General features: G+C 63.9%; 8 protein-coding genes. All 8 read left to right on the top strand.

Going from position 1 to position 14,869, the window contains the following annotated elements:
- Nucleotides 1–234 precede the first annotated feature (234 nt).
- The 8 genes from glgA to R3F72_RS01285 all read left to right on the top strand — a co-directional run bounded on the left by glgA (nt 235) and on the right by R3F72_RS01285 (nt 14,852).
- Nucleotides 235–1,713, top strand: a complete 1,479-nt coding sequence (glgA, locus tag R3F72_RS01320; RefSeq protein ID WP_071230542.1) for a glycogen synthase GlgA — start codon at nt 235–237, stop codon at nt 1,711–1,713.
- Between the two features lie 59 nt (nt 1,714–1,772).
- Complete coding sequence (locus R3F72_RS01315) at nt 1,773–3,047, top strand: alpha amylase C-terminal domain-containing protein (protein ID WP_170835843.1); 1,275 nt, start codon at nt 1,773–1,775, stop codon at nt 3,045–3,047.
- Nucleotides 3,044–4,909: a malto-oligosyltrehalose trehalohydrolase gene (gene treZ / locus R3F72_RS01310; RefSeq protein WP_332778741.1), complete on the top strand. Its 1,866-nt coding sequence runs from the start codon at nt 3,044–3,046 to the stop codon at nt 4,907–4,909. Before R3F72_RS01315 ends, treZ begins: the two co-directional genes overlap by 4 nt.
- The gene (gene malQ / locus R3F72_RS01305) at nt 4,906–7,038 is read left to right on the top strand and encodes a 4-alpha-glucanotransferase (RefSeq protein WP_332778740.1); all 2,133 of its coding nucleotides are present in this window, start codon (nt 4,906–4,908) and stop codon (nt 7,036–7,038) included. The genes treZ and malQ overlap by 4 nt, the downstream gene beginning before the upstream one ends.
- A complete protein-coding gene (treY, locus tag R3F72_RS01300; protein WP_332778739.1) occupies nt 7,035–9,779 on the top strand; it encodes a malto-oligosyltrehalose synthase in 2,745 nt (914 codons plus the stop codon). Before malQ ends, treY begins: the two co-directional genes overlap by 4 nt.
- Nucleotides 9,780–9,887: 108 nt before the next feature.
- The gene (locus tag R3F72_RS01295; protein ID WP_332778738.1) at nt 9,888–10,352 is read left to right on the top strand and encodes a DUF2934 domain-containing protein; all 465 of its coding nucleotides are present in this window, start codon (nt 9,888–9,890) and stop codon (nt 10,350–10,352) included.
- Nucleotides 10,353–10,408: 56 nt separating this feature from the next.
- The gene (gene glgX, locus R3F72_RS01290; protein WP_332778737.1) at nt 10,409–12,595 is read left to right on the top strand and encodes a glycogen debranching protein GlgX; all 2,187 of its coding nucleotides are present in this window, start codon (nt 10,409–10,411) and stop codon (nt 12,593–12,595) included.
- Nucleotides 12,596–12,824: 229 nt separating this feature from the next.
- Nucleotides 12,825–14,852 (top strand): alpha-1,4-glucan--maltose-1-phosphate maltosyltransferase, encoded by a 2,028-nt coding sequence (locus R3F72_RS01285; protein WP_332778736.1) that lies wholly within the window; start codon nt 12,825–12,827, stop codon nt 14,850–14,852.
- The last annotated feature ends 17 nt before the right edge of the window (nt 14,853–14,869 follow it).

Here is a 14,869-nt window from a genome sequence, read left to right as displayed (position 1 = left end):
CCTTGATTAACGTCGGTTATGGCTGTGCCTGACGCCTGAGCGCAGGATGATGAGTCGAAGCTGGTTAATATTGACTGGTGAACCGAATGTTCAGGGAGGCTGAACATGACGCAGGCCGCAGTTCATGGAAGGGAAAGTCAGACGGCTGCGAGAGCTGAGGGGAAATCCCGCTGGTCCGCGTCGATAACCGGTCAGGCCTCGTCGAGGTCGCCTGCAGGCGTGTTGTCGCGACCGATGCCCGCATCGCCGACCCGGCGTCGGCGTGTGCTGTTCGTGACGACCGAGATTGCCGATTTCATCAAGGCTGGCGGATTGGGTGATGTCTCCGCCGCCTTGCCTCGTGCACTGAAACCCAATTACGACGTACGCATCCTGATGCCAGGCTACCGGCAAGTGCTGACTGCCGGCCGGCCGATCGTGCATGTGGCCAGTCTGCCCGCCAGTCATGACTTGCCTGCCTGCGAGATTGGGCGTCTTCTCTGCGAGGATGGCCTGATCGTCTACGTCGTGCTCTGTCCGGAGCTCTACGACCGGGATGGTAACGCCTACGGTGACGAACTGGGGGTGGGCTGGCCCGACAACGATATCCGCTTTGCGCGTCTGGCGATGGCGGCCGCCGAGATCGTCAATGACGCGACCCTGCTCGACTGGCAGGTGGAACTGCTCCATCTCAACGACTGGGCGACCGGACTGGCGGCCGGTTATGTCCGCTGGCTCGGAAAGCGTTACGTTCCTTCGGTCTATACCATCCATAACCTCGCCTATCAGGGCATCTTCCCCGCCGAGCGTCTCCCGGCACTCGGGATCCCGGCATCCGCGTTTCATATCGATGGGGTGGAGTTTCACGGCCAGCTCTCCTTCATGAAGGCGGGGCTTTCCTACGCTTCCCATGTCACGACGGTCAGCAGCAATTACGCCGACGAAATCACCACGGCTCCCCTGGGTTGCGGGCTGGAGGGCTTGCTCAAGAAGCGTGCGCTGGAAGGGCGGCTCAGCGGTCTGCTCAACGGCATCGATGATCATTGGGACCCGCGCACGGACCCTCATTTGGCGCCCAACTTCGGTATTAACGACTGGCATGGCAAACGTGCCAATACGCAGCGCGTGCGCCGGATGTTCGGCCTGGATCCGAGCAGTGGCCCGCTGTTTGCGGTGGTTTCCCGCCTGGTGGCGCAGAAAGGGCTCGATCTGACCATTCAGGTCGCCGACGCCATCGTGCGAGCCGGCGGACAGCTGGTGGTGATCGGTCGCGGCGAATACGCCATCGAGCAGGCGCTGGTCGAAATGGCCGCGCTCTACCCTGGGCAGGTCGGCGTCAATATCGGCTTCGACGAGGGCGAGGCGCGACAGATCTACGCGGGCAGCGACTTCCTGTTGATGCCGTCTCGTTTCGAGCCCTGTGGCCTGAGCCAACTTTACGCCCAACGCTTCGGCTCATTGCCGATCGCGCATCGGACCGGCGGCCTGGCGGATACGATCCAGGATGGCATCAACGGGCTGTTGTTCGACGACATGAGCCTGGAAACCTATCGCGCCACCGTGCTGCGTGCGTTCGACCTGTTCCGCGCCACCGATCTGTTCTACGCCATGCGGCGGGCGGCAATGGCGGGGCGGTTGCATTGGCGCCAGGCCGTGATTCCCTATCGGCGACTCTATGCCGACCTGTTGACGGAGGCGATAGTGCGAACCGAAGACGTCGTGACAAGACCATGATGATCGTTGCCGACAATCGCACGCCGCCTTCGTGGCCTCAGGGCCTCGAGCCTCTGAACATGAATCCGACTGAGGCGGCCTGGACGCTGGCGCTCTCGTCGTCTTTCTCCTCGGATTCGTCTGGTGACAGCGGAAGACAGGCGGCATGGCCCTGGGATGACGGCGACTGGATGCGGGCCAGGGTCGGGCGCCATGGTGGCGATATGCCGCTGGCGCTCTATCGCCTCGATGCCGCGGATTGGTACGTCTCCCGATTCCCGCCGCCCCTGAACTGGAACCATCTGGCACAGGAGCTGGTGCCCTATGTCGCCGATCTGGGATTTACCCATGTCGTGCTCGACGAGGCGCTCATCGGCCAGCCCGATACCGTGGTCTGCCAGTTCGTCGAGACATGCCATGTCGCCGGCGTAGGTGTCATGGTTCGGTATCCGACGGCCTCGCCATCGTCCGAATCCGGCTTTCTCGCCTGGTGCCAGCGCTGTCATATCGACGGCTTCGAGGAAGCCGACGACGCCTCACGCGCCAGCGGCTGTCACCTGTTTCAGAGCGAGACCACCGAGCTATTGCTGACGTTGCATCGACGGCCGCGCTGGCGGGTAGCGAGTGCTCACTATCTGGCGCTCGACCCCGCCGAGCGCTCCCGCTGGCATGCCGATTGGATCGAGGCGTTGACGCCACACGAAACCGATCGGGGACTGCTGGAGCAGATGCCGGACGAGACGTCGGCGCTCGGTCAGTGGCGACAATCCATTCACGGTGACGACTGGCAGCGTTTTGCTGCGTATCGAGCGAGCCTGGGGTTAATGTGGGCGCTACCCGGCGACAAGCAGGTGGCGATGGGCGTCGAGCTGGGCCAGGTGCTGGCCGAGCCCCGGGAGTCCGCCATGCACTGGCCGCTGCTGTTCGAAAGCCGACACGCGGGCGTGCTCCGGCTGATGGCCGATCTCAACCGGCTTTACGTCAACGAGCCGGCGATGCAGATCCGCCACGACGATCAGCTCGGTTTCGAATGGCTGGTCGACGACGATAGAGATAACTGCGTGATCGTTTTCGCCCGCCATACCGAAAGCGGCCATGCCAGCATGATCTGTCTCTGCAACTTCCAGGCCTCCGTCCACTACCACTACCGGTTGGGTGTCCCCAGCGCCGGCTGGTGGCGGGAAATCTTCAACAGCGACAGCGTCTTCTACGGCGGTAGCAATGTGGGCAATAGTCGTGGCGCGACGACGGAGCCGATTCCCAGCCATGGTCACGCCCAGTCGTTGGCCGTGACGGTACCGCCGATGGCCGCGCTGTTCCTGCGCCACGAAAACTGGATCGAGGAAACCCCATGAGCGCGTCTTCCGGTTCCAGCGAATCGAGCATGACTGTCACGCCATCCGATGTCATGAATGAGGCGGCCTGGGCGCCTTTCTATGGCGCGTCACTGACCGCCGAAGGGCGTGTTCGCTTTCGCCTGTGGGCGCCCAGCGCGCAGCGGGTGGATGTGGAGTGCGAAGGCATGGCGCCTCAGCCGATGAACCCGATGGCGGAGGGGGATTTCGAACTCGAGCTGGACTGCCCGCCGCAGGCCGCCTACCGCTACCGTGTTTTCGTCGAGGATGACGATGACGGCATGCCCGTGCCCGACCCCGCCTCGAAAGCGCTACGCGGTGGCGTCGAGGGGCTAACTTGCGTGGTCGACTCGAATCGCTACACATGGCGCCATGACGAATGGGCAGGCCGGCCATGGGAAGAGACGGTCATTTACGAAGTTCACCTGGGCGCCTGCGGCGGAATCGACGGCTTGCGCCGACGGCTACCCGCGCTGGTGGAACTGGGTGTGACCGCCATCGAACTGATGCCGCTCGCCGAATGCCCGGGGGAGCGCAACTGGGGATACGACGGCGTCCAGCCCTACGCCGTGGCGGCCTACTACGGTACGCCGGAGGCGCTCAAGGCACTGATCGACGATGTCCACGGGCACGGGCTGATGATCTTCCTCGATGTGGTCTACAACCACTTCGGCCCGGATGGCAATTTCCTGGCGCACTACGCCAAGGCGTTCTTCCGCGATGACCTGCAGACGCCCTGGGGCGATGCCATCGACTTCCGTCGTCCGCAAGTGCGCCGCTTCTTCATCGATAACGCCCTGATGTGGCTGCTCGAGTATCGTTTCGACGGGCTGCGGTTCGACGCCGTTCATGCCATCAGTGAGCGGGATTTCCTGGTCGAGCTGGGACAGACCTTGCGCGAGCGGGTCGGTTCGACTCGCCACTGCCACCTGATGCTGGAAAACGAGCATAACCAGGCTAGTCTGCTGGACCCGGCGCTGTTCGATGCGCAATGGGCCGACGACTGGCACAACGCGATGCATGTCCTGCTAACCGGCGAACGCGAGGGCTACTACGCCGACTTCGCCGAGCACACCACGGAAAAGCTGGCGACCGCGCTGGGCGAAGGGTTCATCTATCAGGGCCAGCCTTCACGCAAGGGCGAGGCGCGCGGCGAGCCCAGCGGGCATCTGCCGCCGACGGCGTTCATCGACTTTCTGCAGAACCACGACCAGATCGGCAACCGTGCGCTGGGGGAGCGTCTATCCCGGCTGGCCGAGCCGGACGCGCTCGATGCGGCAACGCTGATGCTGCTGATGTCTCCCGCCATTCCACTGCTGTTCATGGGAGACGAGTGGGGCTCGACGCAACCCTTTCTGTTCTTTACCGATCATCGCGACGCCCTGGCGGATGCGGTACGGGAAGGCCGTCGCCGTGAATTCGCCGATTTCAGCGCCTTCGAGGACCCGGCGCAACGCGAGCGCATCCCTGATCCCAATGCCCTGACCACGTACGAGGCTTCCCGGCTCGATGACGATGAGGCCAGCGCGCCGGAACATCGGCGTCATCAGGCGCGTTTTCGGCAGTGGCTGGCGCTGCGTCACGAGCACCTCGTGCCCTGGTTGAAGGGAAGTTGCGCCATCGGCGCTCGTGTGCTCGGTGACAAGGCCGTGGAGGGTCGCTGGTCGCTGGGTAATGGACATACGCTGACCATCGCCATCAATCTCTCGCCACAACCGGTGTCCGTAGTCTGGCAGGAGACACCGCTAGTCTGCTCACGAGATGGCGTGGATGAGCATATCGCAGAGGGTCGACTGCCGGCGCGGACCAGTGCCGTCTGGCTCCAGCCCTCGGGTGACGTGCCGGGAGAGCCAGACGTATGACGACTGTTCAGGATGGATATCAACCCTCTACCGAGTTGCGCCAACTGGCAGAGTCGGTCGGCTTGCTGTGCGAATGGGTCGGTAGCGACAACCAGCCTCAGACGCTGTCCGACGATCGCCAGCGCACGATGCTGGCCCGCCTTGGCTGGCCGGCGGGCGACGACGAGGAGGTCGCCGCCAGCCTGGCCCGTTGGCAGGCGCGACGATGGCCCTCCGCGTTCGAGCAACTGCCGCCGATGCTGATCGCCGATCAGGGCCAGCTCACGCGGATACCCGTCGCCGACGGCGGCGGGTGCGCCTTCGCCATCCGGCTCGAGAGCGGCGAGACGATGGACGGTCATCTCGACGATAACGGTTGCCTACCCGCGATCCAGGAGACGGGGTATCACCACGTCTGTTTTCTGACGGAGCGGGGCGACGACAGCGTGACCCGGACTCTGGCAGTGGCACCGCCGCGCTGCTTTACCCTAGACGATATCGCCCGGGAGCGCCGTCATGCCCAGCCGAGCTACTGGGGCGTGGCGGTACAGCTCTATGGGCTGCGGCGCGAGGGCGATGCTGGTATCGGCGACCTGCAGGCGCTGGACGACCTCTGTGCCGTGGTGGCCCGCGCCGGTGCCGATGCGGTTGCCATCAGTCCGCTGCATGCATTGTTTGCCTCGCATCCCGAACGGTTCAGCCCCTATTCGCCCTCCAGCCGGCTGTTCTACAACGTCTGGCACGCCTCGCCGGAGTGTGTCTTCGATGCGGAAACCCTGGCGCGGGCGCAGGCGCCGTTCAGCGAGGCGATGGCGCAGCAGGCCAGTCTCGAGTTGATCGACTGGCCGACCAGCGCACGCCTCAAACTGTCGATGCTGGAACGGCTGTTTCTGCACGTGCAGCGCGACGAGAGCGCGCTTGCCTGGCGTTCCCAACTGGTCGCCTTCCGTCGCGATGGCGGTGGCAGCCTCGAGAGTCACTGTCGTTTCGAAGTGCTGCAGGCGCATGCCGACCATGCCGATTGGCGGCAGTGGCCCGAGGCGTGGCGGGATCCCCGCGGGGAAGCGGTGGAAGCGTTCGCCGAGCAGCACCGGGAAGCCATTACATTTTCGGTCTTTCTGCAGTGGCTGGTGGCGGCCGGACTCGAGCGTGTACAGAACAACGCGCGTCAGGCCGGGATGGCGGTGGGCTTGATCGCCGATCTGGCCGTGGGCGCCGATCCCACCGGCAGCCAGGCCTGGAGTGATCCGGAAGAGCTGTTTCCGGGGCTCAGCGTGGGCTCGCCGCCGGATGCCTTCAATGCCCACGGCCAGAACTGGGGCGTGGCGGCGTTCTCTCCCCAGGGGCTGGTCGATTCCGGCTACCGGGGGTTCCTGGCCATGCTGCGAGCCAGTCTGGCGCATGCCGGCGGCTTGCGGATCGACCATATTCTGGGGCTTTCGCGACTGTGGCTGGTCCCGGAAGGGGAAACGGCGCAGCAGGGGGCCTATCTGCGCTATCCGCTGGACGATCTGCTGCGACTGGTATCGCTGGAGTCCTGGCGGCATCGGGCCATCGTCATCGGCGAGGATCTGGGGACCGTCGAAGCCGGGCTGCGGGATCGGCTGGCGGCGCGGGGCGTGCTGGGCATGAGCGTGATGTGGTTCGAACGAGAGGGCGAGGCGTTCCTGCCGGCCGAGGCGTGGCGCCGGACCACCATGGCCACCACCAGCACCCACGACCTGCCCACGGTAGCAGGCTGGTGGCTGGAGAACGATCTGCACTGGCGGAACCGGCTGGGGCTGCTGAAAGCGGGCGAGGATCCGGCCGAACTCAGCGAGCAGCGGAGTCAGGACCGGCGCCGTCTGGTCAGCGCCTGCGAGCTCGACGAGGTCGCCGGCGAAGGCGGTATCGCCAGCGACAGCGTGGACGTCGAAGATGTCATTGATGCCGTACTGGCGCACGTGGCAAAGACGCCGACACCGCTGGCGCTATTTCCGCTGGAGGATCTGCTGGGATTGAAGGAACAGGCCAATCTCCCCGGTACCTTCGACGAGCATCCCAACTGGCGACGCCGGTTACCGGCACCCGCGCCGCAGGCGTTGAACGAGCCGGCGGTGCAGCAACGCCTGTCACGCATCGATGGCATACGCCGGGAGCGCCGAACATGAGACCGCTTCGCGCCACTGTCAGATTGCAGCTGCATGCCGATTTCACCTTCGACGATGCCTGTCGGCAAGTCGACTATTACGCCGAGCTGGGCATCAGCCACTTTTATCTGTCGCCCTTTCTTGCCTCGCGAGCAGAATCGGCCCATGGATACGACGGCATCGACCCGACCCGGGTGGACTCGGAGCTGGGTGGCGAGGCGGGGCTGGGCCGGCTGGTCGAAGCGCTGCACGCGGCGGACATGGGCATCCTGGCCGACATCGTGCCCAACCATCTGGCGGTGGGCTCCGAAAATCCCTGGTGGCAGGACGTGCTGGCGCATGGTCGTGCCAGTGAATACGCCCGCTTTTTCGACATCGACTGGGAACAGTCCGGCGCCGACGGCAAGCTATTACTGCCGTTTCTCGGTGACCGTTACGTGCAGGTGTTGGAAGACGGTGAACTGACGCTGGCGTGGGATGCGGAAAGAGCGGCCTTTTTCGTCGTCTACCATGAGCACCGGTTTCCGCTGAATCCGGCGCACACCTCAGCGCTATTGGCATCGGCTGCTGCCGATGCCGATGCTGATCGAGACGGCCTGCAACCCGAACGAGTCCGGTCCTCGGAAATCAGCCACGAAGAGCGCAGGGGCGACGATCCGCTCATCGCGGCCACCCTCGCCCGCCATGACCCCGCCACCGAGGAAGGCAGGGCGCGACTGCACGCGCTGCTGGAGCGTCAGGCCTATCGGCTGGCCTATTGGCGCACCGCCAACGACGCGCTCAACTGGCGCCGATTCTTCGATATCACCGAACTGGTCGGCGTGCGGGTCGAGGACGAGAGCGTTTTCGATCTATCTCATGCCTACTTGCTCTCGCTGGTCGAACGCGGGTGGATCGATGGTTTGCGCATCGATCATATCGATGGTCTGGCCGATCCCCGCGGTTACGCACTGCGCCTGCGCGCGCGTCTCGATGCCATCGCCGAGCGTCGTCAGGAACTGAACGGCGAGCGGCGCAACGAGGTTCGACGGCCGATCTACGTCGAAAAGATTCTCGGCGACGGCGAGCATTTACACACCGACTGGGATGTGGACGGCACCACCGGCTACGAGTTTCTCGATCTGGTCTCCGGTATCCAGCACGACCCGGCGGGGCGCGAACCGCTGGCTCGGCTGTGGCGCGAGATCAGCGGCCGCGAGGACGACTTCTCCGCCGAGGTCCAGGCGGCACGCCGGGAAATGCTCGAAGGGTCGTTGGCGGCCGAGTTCGAACGTTGCGTCAAGGCCGTCGGGGCGCTGGCCAGCGCCAGCCCCGCCACCCGCGAGTTCAGCCTGCCGGCGATTCGGCGCGTTCTCGGCGCCCTGGCCGTCGGCTACCCGGTCTATCGCAGTTATGCCGACCAGGATGGGCGGCCGGATGCCGATGCCGAAGATTTCGACCACGCCATGCAGATGGCTCGATCGCAGCTATCGGCGGCCGATGCGGCCTGGTTGCCGCTGCTCGACGACTGGTTCGGCGGCAAGGCGCCCAACGATTTCGACGAGCCCGAACGGCAGTGGCGTCTGACGGCGCTGACGCGGTTTCAGCAGCTGACATCGCCGCTGGCGGCGAAGGCGGTCGAGGACACCGCGGGTTATCGCTCGGCGGTGCTGCTGTCACGCAACGATGTCGGCTGCGAAGGGGCGCACTTTGCCTATGCACCGCAACGCTTGCACGAGGCGAATCGGGAGCGTCTGGAAAGATTCCCCCGCGGCATGCTGACCACCGCGACGCACGATCACAAGCGCGGTGAAGATGTCCGTGCCCGGCTGGCGGCGCTCAGCGAACTGGCCGATATAGTGGTGCCCAGAATGCAGGCATGGGCGTGCGATCAACGCCTCTACGATAGTCGCGAAACGCCCAGCGGCGGGGATCGCCTGATGATGCTCCAGTTGGTGCTGGCGGCCTGGCCCCTGGAGCTGAAGCTGGAGCCGGACGCCGAGTTCGCCTCCCCGGACCGCCAGGCACTGACCGACTTCGCTGACCGTATCGTCGCCTGGCAGCAGAAGGCGATGCGAGAGGCCAAGCTCGACAGCCACTGGCTGGCACCCGAAGAGACCTACGAACAGGCGGGCGAAGACGCCGTGCGCTGTGCGCTGAGCGGCGGCGATCTGACGCGGGAACTGGCCGAGACGGCGGCGCTGCTGGACCTGCCCGGGGCGATCAACGGCCTGGCGCAGACGGTGCTGCGGCTGTGTTCCCCCGGCATACCGGATCTCTATCAGGGCACCGAATTCTGGGATCAGTCGCTGGTCGATCCAGACAATCGCCGCCCGGTGGACATGGCCGCGCGCCGCGAGGCGCTGGAAGGCGCGGAGATGCCGGCCTCGGCCTGGAAGCACTGGCGGGACGGTGCCGTCAAGCAGGCCGTCGTGCAGCGCCTTTTGAGCCTAAGACGGGAGCATCCGAGCCTCTTCAGCGAAGGGGAGTACGTGCCGCTGCAGGCCAGCGGCGCCTATGCGGATCACGTCGTTGCCTTTGCCCGCAAGACGCCGACCCAGACCCTGGTTGTGGTCGTGCCGCGACTGTCGACGATGCTGTCGGCGTCATCGCTGGAACGGGAACTGCAGTGGTCGGATACCACGCTGTCTCTCGAGACGCTGGGGCTGGAGGGTACCGGAGACGCCTGGCTGACGTCAGCGCCGGTAGCGTCGCCGGCCAGACTGTCGCTACAGCAACATTTGTCGGATTTCCCCTGCGGGGCTTGGGTATGGACTTCCTGAACCCGCTACTTTGAAAGTGAAGCGTCGGTCCAGCCGGCGCCGGTCTTGCATGGATTTGGCGGGGCAGGGATGACCCCGCCACGCAACGAGAACAGGAAGGAGGGCGTCATGATGACCAGTCGCGAACAACGTGTACGGATGCTGGCTTATCGCATTTGGGAATCGGAAGGCCGGCCCGACGATCAGGATGATCGTCATTGGGAGATGGCCGAACGCATCGTCGAAGCCGAGAATGCGCGCGAGGAGGAACAGGATTGGCGCGCCGCGTCCGATGAGCCTTCCCTGTTGGAAGGGGAAGAGCCACCGGCCGAGCCCGACGAACTGGGCATCGACGAGATGCGTCTACCGCTGGACGATCCGGAAACGGAAGCCCGCAAGGAAGAGGACACGGGTGTCGAGGTGACGACGCAGCCGGGACGCGCCAAGTCTGCCTCGCGGAGCAAGGCGGCGAGCGGCGGAGCGGGAAGCGATAAACCGGCCCCACGCAAGCGTGCCACGAAAGCCTCGAGCGCCGAGAGCGACAAGGTCAAGCCAGCACCCAAACCACGGAAGCCCCGTGGCAAGAGTGAATGATTTCTCGTCTGGAACACAGGCGGCAAGGTCGATTTGGCTCATTGGGAGAGCAGGACATGAGTGACATGGGATTGGGCCGTGAAGCGGCAATGGGTCATATCGTCCAGGAAGCGAGCTTGTCGCGCTCGCGGATTCGAGAAGGCTTGCCCTATCCGTTGGGGGCAACCTGGGATGGGCTCGGGGTCAATTTTGCACTGTTTTCGGCGAATGCGACGCGAGTCGAACTTTGCCTGTTCGATGAAACCGGAAAGGAAGAAGTGGAGCGGGTCGTTTTGCCGGAGTATACCGACGAGGTCTGGCACGGCTATCTGCCGGACGCTCACCCCGGCCAACTCTATGGTTATCGGGTTCATGGTCCCTATGATCCGGAAGCGGGGCATCGTTTCAATCCCAACAAGCTGCTGATCGACCCCTATGCCAAGCAGCTGGTGGGTGAGCTGGTCTGGGACGATGCACTCTATGGCTACACCATCGGCCATGAGGACGGCGATCTCAGCTTCGACGAGCGTGACAGCGCCCCGTTCATGCCCCGCTGCCGGGTCATCGATCCAGCCTTTACCTGGGGGCGCTCCGGCGAAATCCGCGTGCCGTGGAGCGACACCGTCATCTACGAAACGCACGTACGCGGTTACACCATGCGTCACCCGGATGTGCCGAAAGCGCTGCGTGGCACGTTCTCCGGCCTCGCCGTACCGGAGGTGATCGAGTATCTCGGTGACCTTGGTATCTCCTCTCTGGAGCTGATGCCGATCCACGCTTTTGCCGATGATCGTCATCTGCAGGAAAAGGGACTGCACAACTACTGGGGCTATAACACGCTGGCATTCTTCGCCCCTCATCCGAACTACATGGCCAGCGAGTCGATCAGTGAGTTCAAGCAGATGGTGGCGCGTTTTCACGCTGCGGGTATCGAAGTTCTGCTCGACGTGGTCTACAACCACACGGCGGAAGGCAACGAGATGGGGCCGACGTTATCGTTCAGGGGAATCGACAATGCCTCCTATTACCGCCTGATGCCGGAAGAGCCGCGCTTCTATATCAACGATACCGGTACCGGCAATACGCTGAACCTGTCGCATCCTCGGGTACTGCAGATGGTCACCGACTCCTTACGCTACTGGGCCGATGAGATGCGTGTCGACGGTTTCCGTTTCGATCTGGCGACGATTCTCGGACGCGAGGCCGAAGGTTTCGACGAAGGCGGCGGTTTCCTCGATTCCTGCCGGCAGGACCCGTTGCTGTCGCAGTGCAAGCTGATCGCCGAACCCTGGGATTGCGGGCCTGGCGGCTATCAGGTCGGCAAGTTTCCGCCCGGATGGGCGGAGTGGAACGACCGGTTCCGCGATGACATGCGCGGGTTCTGGCGCGGTGACGAAGGCAAGCTGCCGGCCTTCGCCAATCGTCTGACGGCCTCGGCCGACCTGTTCAATCACAGAGGGCGCAAGGCCTTTTCGTCGATCAACTTCGTTACTGCCCACGACGGTTTCACGCTGCGGGATCTGGTCAGCTACAACGACAAGCATAACGAGGCCAACGGCGAGGACAATCAGGACGGTCACGACGACAACGTCTCCTGGAATCACGGGGCCGAGGGAGAGACCGACGATCCCCAGATCCGGGAGTTACGCATGCGTCAGATGCGTAACCTGCTGGCGACGCTGATGCTTTCACAAGGCACGCCGATGCTGTTGGCCGGCGATGAATTCGGCCGCACGCAGGGCGGCAATAACAATGCCTATTGCCAGGATGGCGAGATCGGCTGGATCGATTGGGATCTTTCCGACGAAGGCCGCGAACTGCTGGCTTTCACCCGCTATGTGATTCGTCTGCGTCGTCAATACCCGATCCTGGAGCGCGGGCGCTTCATGACCGGCGAGCTGAACGAGAATCTGGGCATCAAGGATGTCACCTGGCTCACGCCGGCAGCTGAAGAGATGGGCGTGGAGCATTGGCACGATGGAGAGGTCAAGGCGATTGGGGTGGTTCTCAATGGTCACGCGCAGCCCACTGGTATCTGTCGTTATGGCTCCGACGTAACGGTTTTTCTTGCGCTCAATGCCGGAGATCAGGATATCGACTTCGTACTGCCGGACGTGCCTGGTGGTAGCGAATGGCGCAGACGTGTCGAGACCTTCGATCCGGGCGCTGCCAACGTACGTTGCCCGATGCAGAGCGATTATCAGGTCAAGGCCCGAAGTCTTTCGCTTTTCGAACTCATCGAAGCGGAGGCTCCGTATTGCTGATCATCTGGAGCCTGCGAGGCAGCAGGTTGCCTGTGGCTGACAGTGGCTCTCGCACATCATGGATGGATGATGCTTTTCACTCCGGCGCCTGTCATGACAGGGCTTTGCGACAGGGCCGGATCATTCGTCCACGAGAGCAGTAATGAGAGCAGTGATATAGCGCGACATTGCCGTCCGGGACGGCAATGCCGGAACAGCAACTCCACCCCAAGGATGGAAGGAGGCGCCAATGGTTACGCGCTCATCGCCGAATCAGACGCCGGATGCGTCATCATCGTCGGGAGACGAAAGCGCCCACGTGGCAGCGCATTCACCGCGTATCGCCATCGAGGCCGTGCAGCCCTCGCTGGAACAAGGGCGTTTCGCAGCCAAGGCGATCGCCGGTCAACCCGTGACCGTCTCCGCGGTGATCTTAGCCGACGGTCACGATGTGCTGGCCGTTGCCGTGAACTGGTGCGATGACCAGGGCCAGCACCGCCGCGAACCGATGCACCTCATGCGTCCGCTGGGCAAGGATCTTTGGGAAGCGGCCTTCACCCCCACGCGGGTCGGTCGGCATACCTTCGTGATCGAGGCGTGGTGGGACGTGTTCGGCACCTACCGCGACGAGCTGTTCAAGAAGCATCAGGCCGGCGTTCCGGTCGGGCTCGAACTCGAGGAAGGGCGGCGTCTGCTGGTGGCCGCTGCCGAGCGGATGGAAGGCGAGGCGCGCGAAGCACTGGAAAACATTCATGAACGTTTCCAGGCCTGTGACAGCGACGGCGAGCGGGTCGGCATCATGCTCGACACGCGGACCGCCCAGTGGATGCATGCCGCCGATGCCCGGCCGCACCTGACGCGCAGCAACTCGGTCTACCCGCTCGAGGTGGAGCGCCGGGGGGCCCAGTTCGCCAGCTGGTACGAGCTGTTCCCGCGTTCGGAAACCGACGACCCCAACCGTCACGGTACTTTCGGCGATGTCCACAAGCGCTTGCCGATGATTCGCGACATGGGCTTCGACGTGCTCTATTTCCCGCCCATACATCCGGTGGGCCGCGCCCACCGCAAGGGCCGCAACAACACCCTCCAGGCCGGCCCGGACGATCCCGGCAGCCCCTATGCCATCGGAAGCCAGGAGGGCGGCCACGAGGCGATCCATCCCGAACTCGGCACGCGCGAGGATTTTCGCGCCCTGGTCCAGGCCGCTGCCGAGCACGGTCTGGAGATCGCGCTGGATTTCGCTATCCAGTGCTCGCCGGATCACCCCTGGCTCCAGGAGCATCCCGGCTGGTTCTCGTGGCGGCCGGATGGCTCGATCCGTTACGCCGAGAATCCACCTAAGAAATATCAGGACATCGTCAACGTCGACTTCTATGCCGAGGACGCGGTGCCCTCGCTGTGGTTGGCACTGCGCGACGTGGTGCAGGGCTGGGTCGACGAAGGGGTGAAGATCTTCCGCGTCGACAACCCCCATACCAAGCCGCTGCCGTTCTGGGAGTGGCTGATCGCCGATATTCGCGGACGCGACCCGGGGGTGCTGTTCCTCGCCGAGGCATTCACGCGGCCGGCGATGATGAAGCGCCTGGGCAAGATCGGCTTCAACATGAGCTACACCTACTTCACCTGGCGCAATACCAAGGCCGAACTGACCGACTACCTGACCGAGCTCAACGAATCGCCGATGCGCGAGTGTTACCGGCCCAACTTCTTCGTCAACACGCCGGACATCAACCCCTACTTCCTGCAGTCTTCCGGCCGGCCGGGCTTCCTGATCCGCGCCGCGCTGGCCACCATGGGCTCCGGGCTGTGGGGCATGTATTCCGGCTTCGAGCTGTGCGAGGGCGAGCCGGTGCCGGGCAAGGAGGAGTATCTCGACTCGGAGAAGTACCAGATCAAGCCACGCGACTATACCGCGCCCGGCAACATCAGCTACGAGATCGCCCAGCTCAATCGTATTCGCCGCGAGAATCCGGCGCTGCAGACCCATCTCGGGGTTGCCTTCTATCCGGCATACAACGAGCGCCTGCTCTACTTCGGCAAGCGCACCGACGATCTGGGCAATTTCATTCTGGTGATGATCAATCTGGACCCGTTCGAAGCCCAGGAAGGGGCCTTCGAGCTGCCGCTGTGGGAGTTCGCGCTTCCCGACGATGCGGCCCTGCACGTGGAAGACTTGATGTCCGGTCATCGCTGGACATGGCAGGGCAAGTGGCAGTCGATGCGGCTGGAACCATGGCACTTGCCATTCGCCATCTGGCGCATCCATCCGGTGCGCTGATCAGCCAAGGAGGAAGG

Source organism: Salinicola sp. 4072 (genome assembly GCF_036663415.1).
Taxonomy (GTDB): Bacteria; Pseudomonadota; Gammaproteobacteria; order Pseudomonadales; family Halomonadaceae; genus Salinicola; species Salinicola salarius_A.
Note: the sequence above shows the minus strand (reverse complement) of the source record. Positions and strands in the feature narration are given on the sequence as shown.

What these genes read in the sequence shown, in the direction of transcription:
- malQ (WP_332778740.1), top strand. Translation starts at nt 4,906, where the DNA reads ATGACGACTGTTCAGGATGGATATCAACCCTCTACCGAGTTGCGCCAA.
- treY (WP_332778739.1), top strand. Translation starts at nt 7,035, where the DNA reads ATGAGACCGCTTCGCGCCACTGTCAGATTGCAGCTGCATGCCGATTTC.
- R3F72_RS01315 (WP_170835843.1), top strand. Translation starts at nt 1,773, where the DNA reads ATGAATCCGACTGAGGCGGCCTGGACGCTGGCGCTCTCGTCGTCTTTC.
- glgX (WP_332778737.1), top strand. Translation starts at nt 10,409, where the DNA reads ATGAGTGACATGGGATTGGGCCGTGAAGCGGCAATGGGTCATATCGTC.
- treZ (WP_332778741.1), top strand. Translation starts at nt 3,044, where the DNA reads ATGAGCGCGTCTTCCGGTTCCAGCGAATCGAGCATGACTGTCACGCCA.
- glgA (WP_071230542.1), top strand. Translation starts at nt 235, where the DNA reads ATGCCCGCATCGCCGACCCGGCGTCGGCGTGTGCTGTTCGTGACGACC.
- R3F72_RS01285 (WP_332778736.1), top strand. Translation starts at nt 12,825, where the DNA reads ATGGTTACGCGCTCATCGCCGAATCAGACGCCGGATGCGTCATCATCG.
- R3F72_RS01295 (WP_332778738.1), top strand. Translation starts at nt 9,888, where the DNA reads ATGATGACCAGTCGCGAACAACGTGTACGGATGCTGGCTTATCGCATT.